General features: G+C 67.7%; 15 protein-coding genes. 3 read left to right on the top strand and 12 right to left on the bottom strand.

Features of this window, described 5'->3' with window-relative positions; translation table 11 throughout:
* Positions 1-17 precede the first annotated feature (17 nt).
* The 8 genes from KF892_08810 to KF892_08775 all read right to left on the bottom strand — a co-directional run bounded on the left by KF892_08810 (position 18) and on the right by KF892_08775 (position 8,012).
* Positions 18-515 carry a nucleoside deaminase gene (locus KF892_08810; GenBank protein ID MBX3625097.1) on the bottom strand — a complete coding sequence of 166 codons (498 nt, stop codon included), beginning with the start codon at positions 513-515 and terminating at the stop codon, positions 18-20.
* 28 nt (positions 516-543) lie between these two features.
* Positions 544-1,629: an ABC transporter ATP-binding protein gene (locus KF892_08805; protein MBX3625096.1), complete on the bottom strand. Its 1,086-nt coding sequence runs from the start codon at positions 1,627-1,629 to the stop codon at positions 544-546.
* Entirely contained in the window at positions 1,626-2,429 is an 804-nt protein-coding gene (locus KF892_08800; GenBank protein MBX3625095.1) for an ABC transporter permease, read from the bottom strand. Before KF892_08800 ends, KF892_08805 begins: the two co-directional genes overlap by 4 nt.
* The gene (locus tag KF892_08795) at positions 2,426-3,322 is read right to left on the bottom strand and encodes an ABC transporter permease (protein MBX3625094.1); all 897 of its coding nucleotides are present in this window, start codon (positions 3,320-3,322) and stop codon (positions 2,426-2,428) included. The genes KF892_08800 and KF892_08795 overlap by 4 nt, the downstream gene beginning before the upstream one ends.
* A 22-nt stretch (positions 3,323-3,344) precedes the next feature.
* Complete coding sequence (locus KF892_08790) at positions 3,345-4,508, bottom strand: extracellular solute-binding protein (GenBank protein MBX3625093.1); 1,164 nt, start codon at positions 4,506-4,508, stop codon at positions 3,345-3,347.
* 76 nt (positions 4,509-4,584) lie between these two features.
* On the bottom strand, positions 4,585-6,078 hold the full coding sequence (locus KF892_08785; protein ID MBX3625092.1) for an amidohydrolase family protein: 1,494 nt from the start codon (positions 6,076-6,078) through the stop codon (positions 4,585-4,587).
* Between the two features lie 4 nt (positions 6,079-6,082).
* A complete protein-coding gene (locus tag KF892_08780) occupies positions 6,083-7,192 on the bottom strand; it encodes a BMP family ABC transporter substrate-binding protein (GenBank protein ID MBX3625091.1) in 1,110 nt (369 codons plus the stop codon).
* A gap of 97 nt (positions 7,193-7,289) precedes the next feature.
* A complete protein-coding gene (locus KF892_08775) occupies positions 7,290-8,012 on the bottom strand; it encodes a GntR family transcriptional regulator (protein ID MBX3625090.1) in 723 nt (240 codons plus the stop codon).
* 204 nt (positions 8,013-8,216) lie between these two features.
* Here KF892_08775 and KF892_08770 point away from each other — a divergent pair, with 204 nt between their 5' ends.
* A complete protein-coding gene (locus tag KF892_08770; protein ID MBX3625089.1) occupies positions 8,217-9,317 on the top strand; it encodes an urea carboxylase-associated family protein in 1,101 nt (366 codons plus the stop codon).
* A gap of 9 nt (positions 9,318-9,326) precedes the next feature.
* Here KF892_08770 and KF892_08765 read toward each other — a convergent pair whose 3' ends face one another.
* The 4 genes from KF892_08765 to KF892_08750 all read right to left on the bottom strand — a co-directional run bounded on the left by KF892_08765 (position 9,327) and on the right by KF892_08750 (position 12,727).
* Positions 9,327-9,980: a flavin reductase family protein gene (locus KF892_08765; protein ID MBX3625088.1), complete on the bottom strand. Its 654-nt coding sequence runs from the start codon at positions 9,978-9,980 to the stop codon at positions 9,327-9,329.
* Positions 9,977-10,918, bottom strand: a complete 942-nt coding sequence (locus KF892_08760) for a polysaccharide deacetylase family protein (protein MBX3625087.1) — start codon at positions 10,916-10,918, stop codon at positions 9,977-9,979. Before KF892_08760 ends, KF892_08765 begins: the two co-directional genes overlap by 4 nt.
* Before the next feature lie 78 nt (positions 10,919-10,996).
* A complete protein-coding gene (locus KF892_08755) occupies positions 10,997-11,518 on the bottom strand; it encodes a DUF1993 domain-containing protein (GenBank protein ID MBX3625086.1) in 522 nt (173 codons plus the stop codon).
* A 102-nt stretch (positions 11,519-11,620) separates the two neighbouring features.
* Positions 11,621-12,727, bottom strand: a complete 1,107-nt coding sequence (locus KF892_08750; protein ID MBX3625085.1) for a DUF2855 family protein — start codon at positions 12,725-12,727, stop codon at positions 11,621-11,623.
* A gap of 81 nt (positions 12,728-12,808) precedes the next feature.
* Between KF892_08750 and KF892_08745 the strand changes: the two genes are divergently transcribed.
* Both KF892_08745 and KF892_08740 read left to right on the top strand, forming a co-directional pair.
* Positions 12,809-13,450 (top strand): TetR/AcrR family transcriptional regulator, encoded by a 642-nt coding sequence (locus KF892_08745; protein ID MBX3625084.1) that lies wholly within the window; start codon positions 12,809-12,811, stop codon positions 13,448-13,450.
* Positions 13,447-13,755, top strand: a complete 309-nt coding sequence (locus KF892_08740; GenBank protein ID MBX3625083.1) for an NIPSNAP family protein — start codon at positions 13,447-13,449, stop codon at positions 13,753-13,755. The genes KF892_08745 and KF892_08740 overlap by 4 nt, the downstream gene beginning before the upstream one ends.

The raw sequence follows: 13,755 nt of genomic DNA, 5'->3' as shown, positions 1-13,755 counted from the left end.
TGTTGAAAGGTGGGTTGTCAGGGCGTGGGGGTGCGAGACGCGGCCCAGCGCTTCAGGATGGCGACCGCTTCGCCGTCGAGCGCTTGCCGCGAGGGCATGCGCCGCTCGGCGATCGGCGCACCGGCTTCGCGGCGCAGGGCCTCGGTGTCGATCGGGGGGCGTGCGCTGGCGGGCAGGGCGTCGATCGCGTCGTGCGACTGTTCGAGCGAGGCGCCGTAGTACAGCGCCGAGATGCCCACGATGCCCATCGCGCACACGCACAGCGCGCAGGGCTCGCACGAGGTGTAGAGCTCGCAGCCGTCGAGCTGCAGGGTGCCCAGGCGCTGGCAGGCGTCGCGGATGGCCTCGACCTCGCCGTGTGCGGTCGGGTCCCACTTGGCGCGGGCGTGGTTGAACCCTTCGCCGACGATGCGGCCGTCTTTCACGATTACCGCGCCGAAGGGCTCGGTGCCCGGCTGGTCGAGGGCCTGGGCCGACAGCGCCAGGGCGCGTTGCATGAAGGCTTGGGTGTACATCGTGTGAGGCTCCGGCGTTGGTCCGCGTTCAAGCGGCCTGTGGCAGCAGCCAGGTCTGGCGCGGGTCCCAGCTGAGCGTCACGCGCTGGCCGGGGGCGAGGTTGAGCGACTCGATCTCGTGCTGCTGCTTCTGCACGCGGAATTCCTTGCCGTCGCCCATCTCGACGAAGACGGTCTGCGTGGAGCCGACGAACTCCAGGCCGAGCACCGTGCCGGCCACGCCCGCTTCGTCATGCGCATCACCAGGCTGCAGCGCCACGCGGTCGGCCGCGATCACGAAACTCGCGGGCGTGCCCATCGGCCAGCCTTGCGGCGCCTTGACGGGGAAGCGGCCGAGCGGCCCTTCGACGGTGATGAACTCGCCGTCGTGCGCCTTGGCTTCCCCGGTCACCAGGTTGTTGGTGCCGATGAAGTTGGCGACGAAGGCGTTGGCCGGCGCGCGGTACACGTCCTGCGGTTTGCCGGCCTGCTGGATGAGCCCATCGGCCATCACCACGATGCGGTCGGCCAGCGCGAAGGCTTCCGACTGGGCATGCGTCACGTAGACGAAGGTGATGCGCAGCTCGCGGTGCAGCCGCGCCAGCTCGGTCTGCATGCGCACGCGCAGGTGGGCATCGAGCGCGCTCAGCGGCTCGTCGAGCAGCAGGATGGAGGGCTCGGTGACGAGTGCGCGTGCGATCGCCACACGCTGGCGCTGGCCACCCGAGAGCTGCGACACCTGCCGGTCGGCCATGCCGGCCAGGCCCAGTCGATCCAGCCAGTCGAGTGCGCGCTTGCGGCGCACGTCGGGCCCCATCTTCTTCATACGCAGCGGGAAGGCCACGTTTTCTGCGACGGTGAGGAAGGGGAAGAGCGCGAGGCTCTGCCACACCATCGGCGTGTCGCGCTGGAAGGCAGGGATGCCGCGCATGCTCTTGCCGCCGATGAAGATCTCGCCCGAGCTGGGCTCGTCGAGCCCCGCGATCATGCGCAAGGTGGTCGACTTGCCGCAGCCCGACGGGCCCATGATGGCGATGAACTCGCCGGCGGCGATGTCGAGGTCGATGCCACGCACGGCGTGGTGGCCGGGGAACTTCTTCTCGACGGCTTTTAGCGAGACGAAAGCCGAGCTCATGCTGCCTCCACTTTCTTTGCCACCTTCACGCCCACGAAGCGCTGCGCCACCAGCACCAGCGTGAGGCTGATGACGAGCACCACCGTGCCGATGGCGTTGATCTTCGGGTTCACCTGGCCCTGCAGCAGGTTCAAGATGCGCACCGGCAGCGTCTCGTGCACGCCGCCCACGAACCAGGCGATCAGGAATTCGTCGAACGACACCGCGGCCGACAGGAAGAACGATGCGATGAGCGCCGGCTTGCAGAAGGGCACCACGATGCGCAGCAGCGCCGTGGCCGGCGAGGCGCCGAGGTTCCAGGCTGCCTGCTCCAGGTCTTTGCCCATCTCGCCGAGCCGCAGGCCGATGATGGCCATCGAGAACGAGGTGGCGATGGCCACGTGGCAGGCGGTGATCGTCTCGATGCGGCCGAAGAGACCGATGCGCGAGAGGAAGGCGAGCATCGCCATGCCGAGGATGGTGGCCGGCACGGCCGGTGGCAGGGCCACCAGCAGCGCGAAGCCCGTCTTGCCGCGGAAGCGGTAGCGGTGGTCGACATAGGCCGCCGCGAAGCCGAGCACGGTGGAGAGCACCGCGGTGCCGAGCCCCACCCACAGGCTGTTGACGAAGGCGTCGCGCACCATCTCGTCTTCGAAGATCGCGCGGTGCCATTCGAGGCTGAAGCCGCCCCAGGGAATGGCCGGGAAGCGGTTGGCGTCGAACGAGAAGACGACGATGACGAGCATCGGCGCCGCGATGAAGCTGAAGAGGGCGGCGACGAACGCGTACTGCAGCGTGCGTGAGAGAGCGGTCAGAGTCATGAATGGCCTTTTCCGGTGCCTCGTGTGCCCAGCCAGCGCCCGAGGCCGAACACCACGGCCAGCACGAGCAGCATCGCCACGCCGACCACCGACGCACGCGGCCACTGCGAGCCCGACTTCACCGTGTCCACCACCAGGATGGAAAGCGTGGGCGGCTTGCTGCCCGTCATGAAGAGCGGGCTGATGTAGTCGCCGAAGGCGAGCAGGAAAGTGGTGGTGGCCGCGAGCAGCAGGGCCGGGCGGATGGCGGGCAGCAGCACGTGCGCGATCACGCGGCTGCGACGGCAGCCCAGGTTCTCGGCGGCTTCGATCAGCGTGCGGTCGATGCCCGAGAGCGCGAAGACGAGGATCAGCACCGCAATCGGCAGCGTGAGCGTCAGCAGCCCGATCTGCAGCGAGAAGGCGCCGCCGAGCATGGGCAGCGGGTCGATGCCGAGGTGGCCGATCAGCGTGTTGATCAGCCCCTCGGGACTGAGCACGATCTGCCACGCGTAGATGCGCAGCATGTAGCTCGAGAAGATGGGCACGATGAGCGCAGCCACTGCCAGGTCGCGCAGCCGCGCCGGCAGGCGGAAGGCGATGGTGTAGGCCGCCGGGAAGGCGATCACGAGCGCGAGCACCGTGGTCACCGCCGAGAGCGTGAGCGTGTGCACCAGCGCCCGCTGGAACGGGCTCGACAGCAGCACTCGCTCCCAGTTGTCGAGCACGAACGCGGGCTCCAGCCGGAACGACTTCACCTGCCAGAAGGTGATGACGATCAGGAAGACGAGCGGCGCCGCGAAGAAGACCGCCTGCCACAGGAAGACCGGCAGGCCCAGCACCGCGGGCAGCACGCGCTGCGACCCAGCGGTGCGGGCGCGGTGCGGCACCGGCTCGGCCACGGGCTGGGACATGACGGCGCTCATGCGTATCCCATCACAGGCTCTTGAACTGGCTCCACAGGTCGTTCCAGTCTTCGATGGACTGCTGCTTGGGCAGCTGGCGCAGCTGGATCTTCTTGGCCTTGTACTCGTCCATCACGTTGGGGCCCTTGAGCTCCATGCGCAGCAGCTTGGCTTCTTGCGGCTTGGTGTCGTTGAGCAGCTTCCACGCCGGCATCGACGGGATGCTCTTGCGGTTGTCGACCTTGGTGGCCATCGCCACCTGCGCCCTTGGCGTGAGCGAGTACTGGATGAACTTGCGCGCGAGGTCGCGTTTGCTGGTGCCCTTCACGATGGAGAGCGACTCGGTGTACTGCAGGCCGCCTTCTTCCGGGATGATGGTGTCGACCGGCACGCCGCTCGTGCGCAGGCCGAGCGTGATCCACTCGCCGATGCCGGGGATCAGCTGCGCCCGGCCGTTGGTCATCGACGAGAAGATGTCGGCGATGGTGTAGAAGCCCGAGGCCTGCGGCTTCAGCGAGAACATCTTCTTCTTCAAGGCCTCGAACTTGGCCTTGTCGAGGTCGAAGGGCGGGCGGTTGCCGTTCGACAGGCTGATGCAGCCCATCGACGGCAGGTACCAGTCGAAGAAGCCGACCTTGCCCTTGGCCTTCTCGCTCCACATCACCGAGTACGACTGCACTTCCTTCGGCGTGAAGGCCTTGGTGTTGTACGACAGGCCCAGGTAGCCGAAGTCGAGCATCACGCCGTAGAGCTTGCCGTCGAACCAGTGCAGCGGGAATTTCTGGAACTCGGGCCAGAGGTCCTTCAGCGGGTAGTCGGCCGGGTCGAGCGGCTCGATGAAATCGGCCGCCTTCAGGAGGTGCATGTACTCGGCGTCGGCCAGCACCACGTCGAAGGTGCCGGGGGGCGACTGGTTCACCACCGCCATCATCTGGTCACCGCCCACGTATTCCTTGATGCGGATCTTCACGCCGTACTGCTTCTCGAACTCGCCCACGATGGACGGGTCGGCGTTGCCCGGCCACGAGAGGTAGTTCAGCACCTTCGGGTCGGCGGCATCGGCGCTGTTCCAGAGGGAGGCCGTGCCGAGCGTGCTGGCGGCGAGGCCGGCCTTCAGCACCGAGCGGCGGCTGAAGTCGGTGGCGGGAGGCATCACGATGGTGTTCTTGGCTTTCGGGTCGGCGGGCTTCGACATGGGCAGTCCTTGCAGTGGTGCATGCAACGGCATGCGGGTTTGAAAACGCATCAACCGTGCCAAGGCACGAGGTTGGTCACAGCCCCAAGGGGCCGCCGTAACGGTGCAGGTGGAAGGGCTCGCGGCACAGGCCGATGCAGAAGCTGCCCACCGCGCGCTCGAGGGCCTGTGCGAGGTGCTTGCCTTCGGTGTTGGCGGTGGCCACTTCGTCTCGTGCCACCTGGGCGTCGCGCGCCAGCTTCGCCATGTCGGCGTCGGCGTGCCGGCCGCCGCGCACCACGAGCTTGCCGCCGACCATCACGTCGCGCACGCCGGTGGCGTCTTCGGTCAGCACGACCTGGTTCACCGGGTCGTTCATCGGGATCCAGTTGATCGACTGCAGGTCGAGGAACACGATGTCGGCGAGGCAGCCCACCGCGAGGCGGCCGGTCTGGTCGAAGCCCGTGGCCCGTGCGCCGCCCTGGGTGGCCGCAGTGAAGACCTCGGGTGCGCTCAGCCACTGTTCGTAGTCGGGCGTGCGCACGTTCGACACCATCGAGGCATAGCGCATCGCCTCGTACATGTTCTGGTTGTCGGCGCACATGGCGCCGTCGGTGCCAAGTGCGAGGTTCACGCCGAGTTCCAGCATGCGGCGCGAGTCGGCGATGCCGGCGCCCAGGCGCATGTTGCTGCCGGCGTTGTGCGACACCGAGGCACCCGCGGCGGCCAGGCGGCGCATGTCGTCGTCGTCGAGCCACACACCGTGCGCCACGGTGAATCGCGGGCCCAGCATGCCGAGATCGTCGAAATGCGCGGTGAGCGACTTGCCCCAGCGTTTCATCGCGGCCACCGCCTGCACCTTCGACTCGGCCACGTGCGACTGCGTCATCGCGCCGTATTCGGCGGCGAGCTTCACGCAGCCGAGCGTGAGCTCGTCGGAGCAGTGCAGCGGGATCGTCGGCGCGATGCCGAGCTTCACCTGCGCCGGGTCGTGCGGCCAGTGCTTCAGCGCCTCTTCCATCGACTTCAGGATGAAGCCGGTGTCGCCACCGCTCGCATCGACCTGTGCCTTGTGTGAGGCCGGCAGTGCGTCGTAGAGGCCGGGGATCGCTTTGTAGAACGACACGTCCTGCAGCATCGGCGCTACCACGGCACGCATGCCGGCGTCCACATACGCCTGGCCGATGGCGTAGAGATCGTCGACCGTGGCGAGCGGGAAGCCGAAGGTGAGGTCGTAGGCGGTGGTGCAGCCCTTCTGCAGCATCTCGACCGCACCGATGTAGGTGTTGAGGTACTTGTGGCTGCGCGTCTGGTTGGCGGCCCACTCGCCCGAGCCGCTGAGCAGCAGCTCGAGCGTCCAGCGGTCGTGCGTGGCCTTGCTGAGGTTGGTGCTGCCGTGGGTGTGGCCGTTCACGAGGCCGGCGTGCATCAGCGTGCCGGTGGCGTCGAACACTTGCGCATCGGCCGGTGCGGCCATGCCGGGCGCACCGAGGCTGGTGATGACGCCGTCGGTGACCAGCAGGTCGGTGGGCGGTGCGCTGCGTGAGGCGGCATCGAGCAGGCGCCCGCCGCGGATGACGGTCGTCGCCATGGCGTCAGGTCAGGGAGCCGACCACACCCTCGACCAGGAAGTCCATGCGGTCGAGGAAGGGGTCGTAGTTGCCATAGGCCTTGTCGATGACGAGCTTGCCGGTGTTGCTCTTGATCGGCCCGGCGAAGATCGGCTTGCCGGTCTTCATGTCGGCGATGGCGGCGGTGGCCGCATTGCGGGCCTTCTCGGTGGCACCCGCACCGAAGGGCGTGCTGGCGACCATGTCCTTGTCATAGCCGCCGAAGAAGGTGTTGGGCAGCTTCTCGCCCTTGGCGATGGAGGCGGCAAAGGCCTTGTAGACCGTCTCCCACTTGTTCTCGGCGCCGGTGATGAAACCCTTGGGCGCGAGGTTGGCCTGCGAGGCGTTGTGGCCGAGCGTCTTCGCGCCCAGCTTCTCGGCGGCCTCGACGATGATCTTCGGGCTGTCGACATGGCAGGCGATCACGTCGCAGCCGCTCGCCACCAGCGAGTTGGTGGCTTCGGCCTCGCGCACGGGCATCGACCAGTCGCCGGTCATCACCAGTTGCACGGTGGCGTTGGGGTTGACCTTGCGCACGCCCATCGTGAAGGCGTTGATGTTGCGCAGCACGATGGGGATGGGCTTGGCGGCCACGTAGCCGATCTTGTTCGACTTGGTCGAGAGGCCGGCGGCGATGCCGTTGACGTAGTGCGCCTGGTCGAGGAAGCAGAAGTAGCCGCCGAGGTTCATCGGGTGCTTGTCAGCCGACCACAGCGAGGTGGGGTGGCGGAACTCCACCTTCGGGTTGCGCTTGGCCATGTCGATCATGAAGGGGTCGAAGTAGCCGAACGAGGTGCCGAAGACGAGCGAGGCACCGTCGGACTTCACCATCGCCTCGAGCGTCTTGCGCACCGCCACGGTCTCGGGCACGTTTTCTTCCTCGACCACCTTCACGCCGGGCACGGCGCGCAAGGCCTTGGCGGCCACGGCGTGCGCCTGGTTCCAGCCGTAGTCGTCTCGTGGGCCGACGTAGATCAGGCCGACGGTGACGGGCTTCTGCGCGAAGACGTGCGGCGCCGTCGCGGCGAGTGAAGCTCCGGCCGCGGTGGTGGACAGGAACCGGCGGCGGCTCCACGAAGTCGAGAACTCGGACATGGACAACTCCTTCGCCAAATGCGGGCTGCGCAAGCTGCGCGAGCCACATGAATGCAAAGGCCATGCCGCGTTCGCGGCGGTGGGTGCGAGGCCGTCGTCAGGCCTTGCGGCGCGAGGCGCGCACGGCGGGCTTGGCGCCCGGTGCGTAGCGGCCGAGGATCTGGCCGAGGTCGGCGTCGTCGGTCGCGGGGGTGCTGTTGAGCACACGCGCTTCGAGCTCGCCCAGGTGCGAGGCCATCAGCCGGCGCGCGGCGCGCTGGTCGCCCTTGCGGAAGGCGTCGATCAGTGCGCGGTGTTCGCTGATGCCGCACTCGGGCGAGTGCGGCCGACCATGCACCGCGAGGATCAGCGAGCAGCGCGACACCACCTCGTCGACGTAGCGCTCCAGCACCGGGTTGCCCACCAGCTGCGCCAGACGCACGTGGAACTCGCCCGCGAGGCGCGCACACGCCGGCGCCTGCTGCTCGCGTGCGGCCTGCTCTTCGAGCCGCACGTGCTCTTCCAGCGCCTGTGCCACGAAGGGCGACCAGCGCTCGATGACGAGCCGCACCACCTCTTGTTCGAGGCAGCGCCGCACCTCGAACACGCTGCGCGCTTCTTCCAGGCTGGGCCGCGCCACCGTGGCCGTGCGGTTGTGCTGTGCGTCGACCAGCCCCTCGGCTGCCAGCCGCGCCAGCGCCTCGCGGATCAGCGTGCGGCTCACCTGGAAGTGCGTGCCGAGCGCGTCTTCCGGCAGCTTGGTGCCGGGTTGGAGCGCGCGTTCGATGATGGCCTGCTTGAGCGCGGTGTAGGCGGTGTCAGCCTTGTTGGGTGTGGTCATATCTGTATACGAGATGGTTAATGGAAGTATACGTACCGGCGCCTGTCGGGAGAACGATCGTGCCACTCGTGCCTTCACCAAACAAGAGCGCTCCACCCCAGATTGGCGCATCTTTGCACCAGTCGGCAGCAGGTGTGTGAAGCGCTTGCGTATACGAAATGTCTTGCGTATCGTATACACAAAGCTTCACCCGAGAGATCCTTCATGACGGCCCGCACGGTCACGATGACCCTGAACCAGCAGCAGCTCGAGCTGCTGCTGCGCACGATCGACCAGGGCGCTGCGCCCGACCTGACGGCGCTGGCCAAACGGGCCTTGCGCGAGCACGGCCAGCCCGCAGCACCCAAGCCCGCGCCGGCCCCCTGGGTTGCGCCCAGGGGTGCGCGCGAGTTGCTGTCGGAGCTGGTGCTGGAGCCCGGCACCGGCAAGGCGCTCGAAGTGCTGAAGGGCCAGGTGATCCGCATCGAGCAGGTCGAGGGCAACCAGTGCGCCGACTTCAACTGCTTCAACCTGCACGACTACCGCGAGTTCATGCACACCGGGCGCACGCGCACGGTCCACGGCCTCAACCCGGGCCCGGGCGACCTGCTGTGGTCGGCGCCACCGCGCGAGCGCGCGATGATGCTGATCCTCGACGACACGGTGCGCTGCAACGACGTGATGTTCCCGCGCTGCAGCGCGTACCTGTACGAGTCGGCCTACGGCTTTGCCGCCCACACCAACTGCCACGACATCCAGGCCGAGGCGCAACGCGAATACGGCCTGACGCCGGATGACGTGCACGACTCCTTCAACCTCTTCATGCGCACCGAAGTGCACAGCGGCCGGGGTCACATCCACCGCCAGGATTCGAAGCCCGGCGACCATGTGGACCTGCTCGCGCTGATGGACGTGCTGGCCGTGCCCAACGTGTGCGGCGCCGACATCATGCGCACCAGCAACTTTGCGCTGAAACCGCTGAAGGTGTCGATCTTCCAGGCCACGCCGGCCGACCTGGCGCGGGTGCCGAACATCCCGAAGCTCAAAACGCAGCGCACGCCGGCCGACTTCCGCCAGCCGCTCATCAAGGCCGATCGCGAGCTCAAGCGCGACCCGGCGTACCGGCCGATGTTCACCAACGTGCCGCTGCGCTCGCAGGCCTGGGACATCGCACTCGATGCCGACGACTGCGACCGCCTGCACGCGACCGGCCTGCACACGATCTACGGCGACGGCCACGACGGCGACGTGCTGCGCGACGTGATCTTCAGCTGGTGGGAGTCTCGCTTCCTCGGTGCGGCCGGGGCTGGCGCACCGTCGATCTGAGTCTGCCGGTCAGAGGGCGTCGATCGGCTCGGCGCCGTGCGCGTTGCCGCCGCCTTCGGGCGCTGGCTGGTCGAGCGCAAAACGTTCGCGGGTGCCGGTGTAGAAGCTCGCGCCGAAGCGGCCGACCGGGAAGTACTCGGACAGCTTCACCCGCCAACGCTCGGTGTCGATCAACCCTTCACGCGCGTGCAGCCACAGCACGCGGCCGATGAAGATCTGCCGGCTCTCGGTTTCCAGCGTCTCCCACAGCTTGCACTCGAAGGCCACCGGCGCCTCGGCGATGCGCGGCGGCGCCACGCGGCGCGAGGGCTGTGTGGTGAGGCCGACCTGCTGCAACTCGCTCACGTTGCGCGGGTGGCGCTCGCCGCAGTGATGCATCTGCGCGGCGATGGCCTCGTCGGCGATGTGAACGACGAATTCGCCGGTGCGCGCAATATGTGCGGCGGTGTCCTTCAGCTCGCCGTCGTTCAGGCGGTTGATGCTCACCATCACGATCGGAGGCTCCTCGCCCAGCATGTTGAACATGCTGAACGGGGCGGCGTTGACGACGCCGTCTTCGCTGAGCGTGGTGATGAGCGCGATGGGCCGCGGCACGATCAGGCTGGCCATCAGCTTGTAGCGTTCGTAGGCGCCGATGGCGGAGAAATCGACTTCGGTGGTCATGGCATGGCTTTCGGGAACAAGTCGCTTATCTGGTCGGCGGCTTGGCAGATCGCGCCCGGCGTGGTGAACCACACGTCGCCGTCGTCGCGCGCGGCCACCAGGTGCTGCAGGGCTTTGCGCAGGTGCCGCAGCCGGTAGGGCTGGCCGACGAGGTAGGGGTGGAGTGCGATGCCCATCACCAGCGGTTGCGTCGTCGCCTGCTCGCGCATCTCATCGAAGTTGTCGACGATCATCTGCGCGAAGTCCTTCGCGTCGAGTTGGCGGCCCACGATCATCGGGATGTCGTTCAGCTCCTGCGGGTACGGAATCGACCACAGCGGCCCGTGCGCCGTGCGCAGGCGGGTGGGCTGGTCGTCGTGGCACCAATTGAGCGTGTAGCGGTAGCCATGCGCGGCCAGCAGGTCGGGCGTGTGCAGGCTCTCCGAGATCCACGGCGAGAGCCAGCCCGCCGGCGCGGTGCCCGACTTCTGCTGCATCTCGTCACGGCAACACGCGATGAGCGAAGACTCTTCTTCCAGCGCCATGCCACCTTGCCGCTCGCTGTTGGTGTGCCCGTGGGCCACCAGCTCATCGCCGCGCGCCACGCAGGCAGCGACCAGCTCCGGCGCGTGCTGGTACAGCGAGGTGTTGATGAGCGCCGCAGACGGCAGCGCCAGGCTGTCGAACAGGTCGAGGCAGCGCCACGCGCCGATGCGGTTGCCGTAGTCGCGCCAGCTGTGGTTCAGCACGTCGGGGTGCGGCAAGGGCAGGCCGATGCAGGCGCCCGGGCCGTCGGCGAAGGCGAAGTGCTCGATGTTCAGCGCCAGGTACACCGCCAGCCGGCTGCCGTTCGGCCAGCGGCCGGCGGGGCGCTGGCGGATGCCGCTGTAGGCGAAGCGCTCGTGCCCGGGCACGCGCCGGGGCTCCACAGCAGAGGGTGGGCTTTTCGTGTCGGTCATGGGAGCCGCCTTCCGCAAGGCCTGTGCCAAGCCGGCACTTCGACGGGCTCAGTGCGAACGGGTTCGTGGCGACGCGAGTCAGCCCTTGACCCGCAGCTCGCCCAAAAAGTCCTTCTTGCCGATGGCGAGGCCGCGGGCACGCAGCAGGTCGTAGGCGGTGACCGCGTGGAAGTAGAAGTTCGGCAGGGCGTAGGACATCAGGTAGCCCTCGGCCAGGAACTCGCGGTGCACGCCCTTGAACTCGAAGCGCACGTCTTTGCCGACGAGGCCGTCGACCTCGGCGGGCGTGAGCGCAGCCAGGCCAAGGCGCGCAGCATCGAGCTTTTCAAGCAGGCCCGCGAAGGTCTTGGGCGGGGCTTCGAGGCTGGGCGTCGCGAACCCTTCCCGCACCGCGTTGAGGGCGCCCCACGAATGCTCGGCGGCCGATTTGACCTGGTAGGTGAAGGGCAGCATGTCGGGCGCGAGGCGCGCCGCGATGATCTCGCGCTCGGCCACCCCGTGCTCGGCGCACCAGGCCTCGGCCTTGTGCACGAGCTGGGTCACGGAGCCGAGCACCTGCAGCATGGGTTGCACGGTGGCGGCGTGGAGCGAGAAGGTCATGGGGGACTCCGGTGGGGTGGGTTGAACCGAGCCCGGAGTCTGCCGGCCCGCGGTGTGCCTCGCAATCGTGGAGGCGACACCCCGGCGCCGGCCACGGCGGTCTCAGCCCAGCACCACCACGTGCCCGTCCTTCGGGTCGATGCGGCCGGCCACGAGGGCGTCGACCAGGTCTTGCCCGGCGCCGAAGCCCTTGTGTTCCTTCACGCCCATCCACGGCTTCTGCGCATCGCTCACGCGGCGGATGAACGCCAGCTGCGCTTCGTTGAACTTGCGCGTGACCTCGGCCGCGCCCCAGTCGGCGTTGCGCTTCTTGATCTGGTAGGGCGCGAAGTAGGGCTGCGGCTTCGGGCCCGGCACCTCGGGCGCGTTGCCCAGGTGGTCGTGCGACTGGGCCGAGCCGGCGTAGCAGCTGTAGGTGAGCGAAGCCCCGAAGTGCTCGTGCACGCGGCGGCGCAGCTCGTTGTCGCCCGAGAAGTCGACGTAGAGCGTGGGCAGGGTCTTGTCGAGCGTCTCCAGCGACTTGTAGTCGAGCGTGCGGTGGTAGCAGCCCAGGCCCTCGACGAAGCCGACGTTGCCGCCGGAGGTGAGGCCCACGAGGCTCAGGTTCTTCAGGTCCTGGAAGCAGAACACGGTGCCGTAGGCCGTCTTGCTCGATGCGCTGGAGACGACGATCTGCTTCGCGCCGAAGAAGCTGTTGTCTTCCAGGAAGTCGGCCAGCATGAACGAGGTGATGAAGAGCGGGCGCGTCAGCATCTGGTAGTTCTCGTCGGCCTTGCGGTAGGCGGCGTCGGTGGTCACGCGCTGGTACTGGTTGTAGGCCGAGGTCAGCTCCAGGCGGTGCGGCGTGCCGTCGTAGAAGCCGCGTTCGCTCACGCGCACCGGCTGCATGACCACGTGGCTCGCGATGGGCCAGAAGCCGTAGAAGCGCTCGCCGACGGCGAGGCCTTCGACGGTGGTCTCGACGATCTCGGCGAACCCCCAGGCGGGCATGTGGAACCAGGCGTCGTCACCCGTGGGGTAGAAGCTCCAGTAGCGCAGGTGCGGCACCTCGCCGAAGGCGGCGTAGGTGATGTTGTTGGAGGTCACGGCCAAGCGGTCGATCTTGAGCAGCGCTTCGCCGGGCTTGAGGGCAGGGATGGGCTTCTCGACCACGCGGGTGCGGCCGAGGTTCTTCTTGTCGCTTTGCAGCTGGGTGAGGGTGTGGGTCACGGTGGGTCTCCTGGCGTCTCGTATGGGATAGCCAAAACTGTAGGAGGGCCGGACACTGCGCGGGTTCGGAAACCCACCCTCATGAGCACAGCCCCCGCAGCCCCCAAGGCCAAGCCCCTGAAAAGGCCGACGCAGGCCCGCGCCAAGGTCACGGTGCAGGCCATCTTCGACGCCTTTGTTCGGATTTGGCAGCGCGACGGCTGGGCCCGGCTCACCACCCGCGCGGTGGCGCTGGAGGCGGGCATCGCGGTGGGCACGCTGTACGACTACTTCCCGAGCAAGGCCGCGCTGCACTCGGGCTATGTGCGCCACTGCATCGAGGCCTTGATCCACGCGGTCGACGCGCAAGCCGTGCAGCCGGCCGGGCTTGGCTGGCGCGAGCGCCTGCACGTGCTGGTGGAGCTGGCCTGTGGCGTGAGCGCCGAGCCGCCATCGTGGTTCCACCCCGACATGCTGGCCATCGAGCCGCAGGTGGCCGAGCCCAAGCACCAGCGGCGCGCACACGAGGAGCTGTGTGCGATGTGGCAGCGTGTGTTCGACGCCTGCACCGACCTGCCGCACCAGCCTTCGCCCGAGACGGTGCAGGCGCTGCACCTGGCGGTGTGGGGCGGGCGGCGCTATGCGATGCTCGTGCGGCTCGACGACGCGCAGATGCGCCGCTGGGCCGCCGAGATGGAGCGCCTGTGCCACCTCACGCTGCTGAACCCGGAGACACCGCCATGATCACCGTCTACCTGCGCTACGTCATCGACCCGTACAAGCTCAAGGAATTCGAGCACTACAGCAAGCTGTGGATGCCGCTGATCCAGAAGTTCGGCGGCACCTACCACGGCTGCTTCCTGCCGTCGGAAGGGGCCAACAACATCGCGCTGACGCTGTTCTCCTTCCCGTCGCTCGCCGAGTACGAGCAGTACCGCAAGAAGTCGTTCAAGGACCCCGACTGCCAGGTGGCCTTCCAGTACGCCAACGACACCCGCTGCATCGTGAGCTACGAGCGCAGCTTCATGCGCCCGGTGTTCAAGCCCTGA

It is taken from the genome of Rhizobacter sp. (assembly GCA_019635355.1).
Taxonomy (GTDB): Bacteria; Pseudomonadota; Gammaproteobacteria; order Burkholderiales; family Burkholderiaceae_C; genus Rhizobacter.
This window is presented reverse-complemented; position numbering and strand designations above follow the sequence as displayed.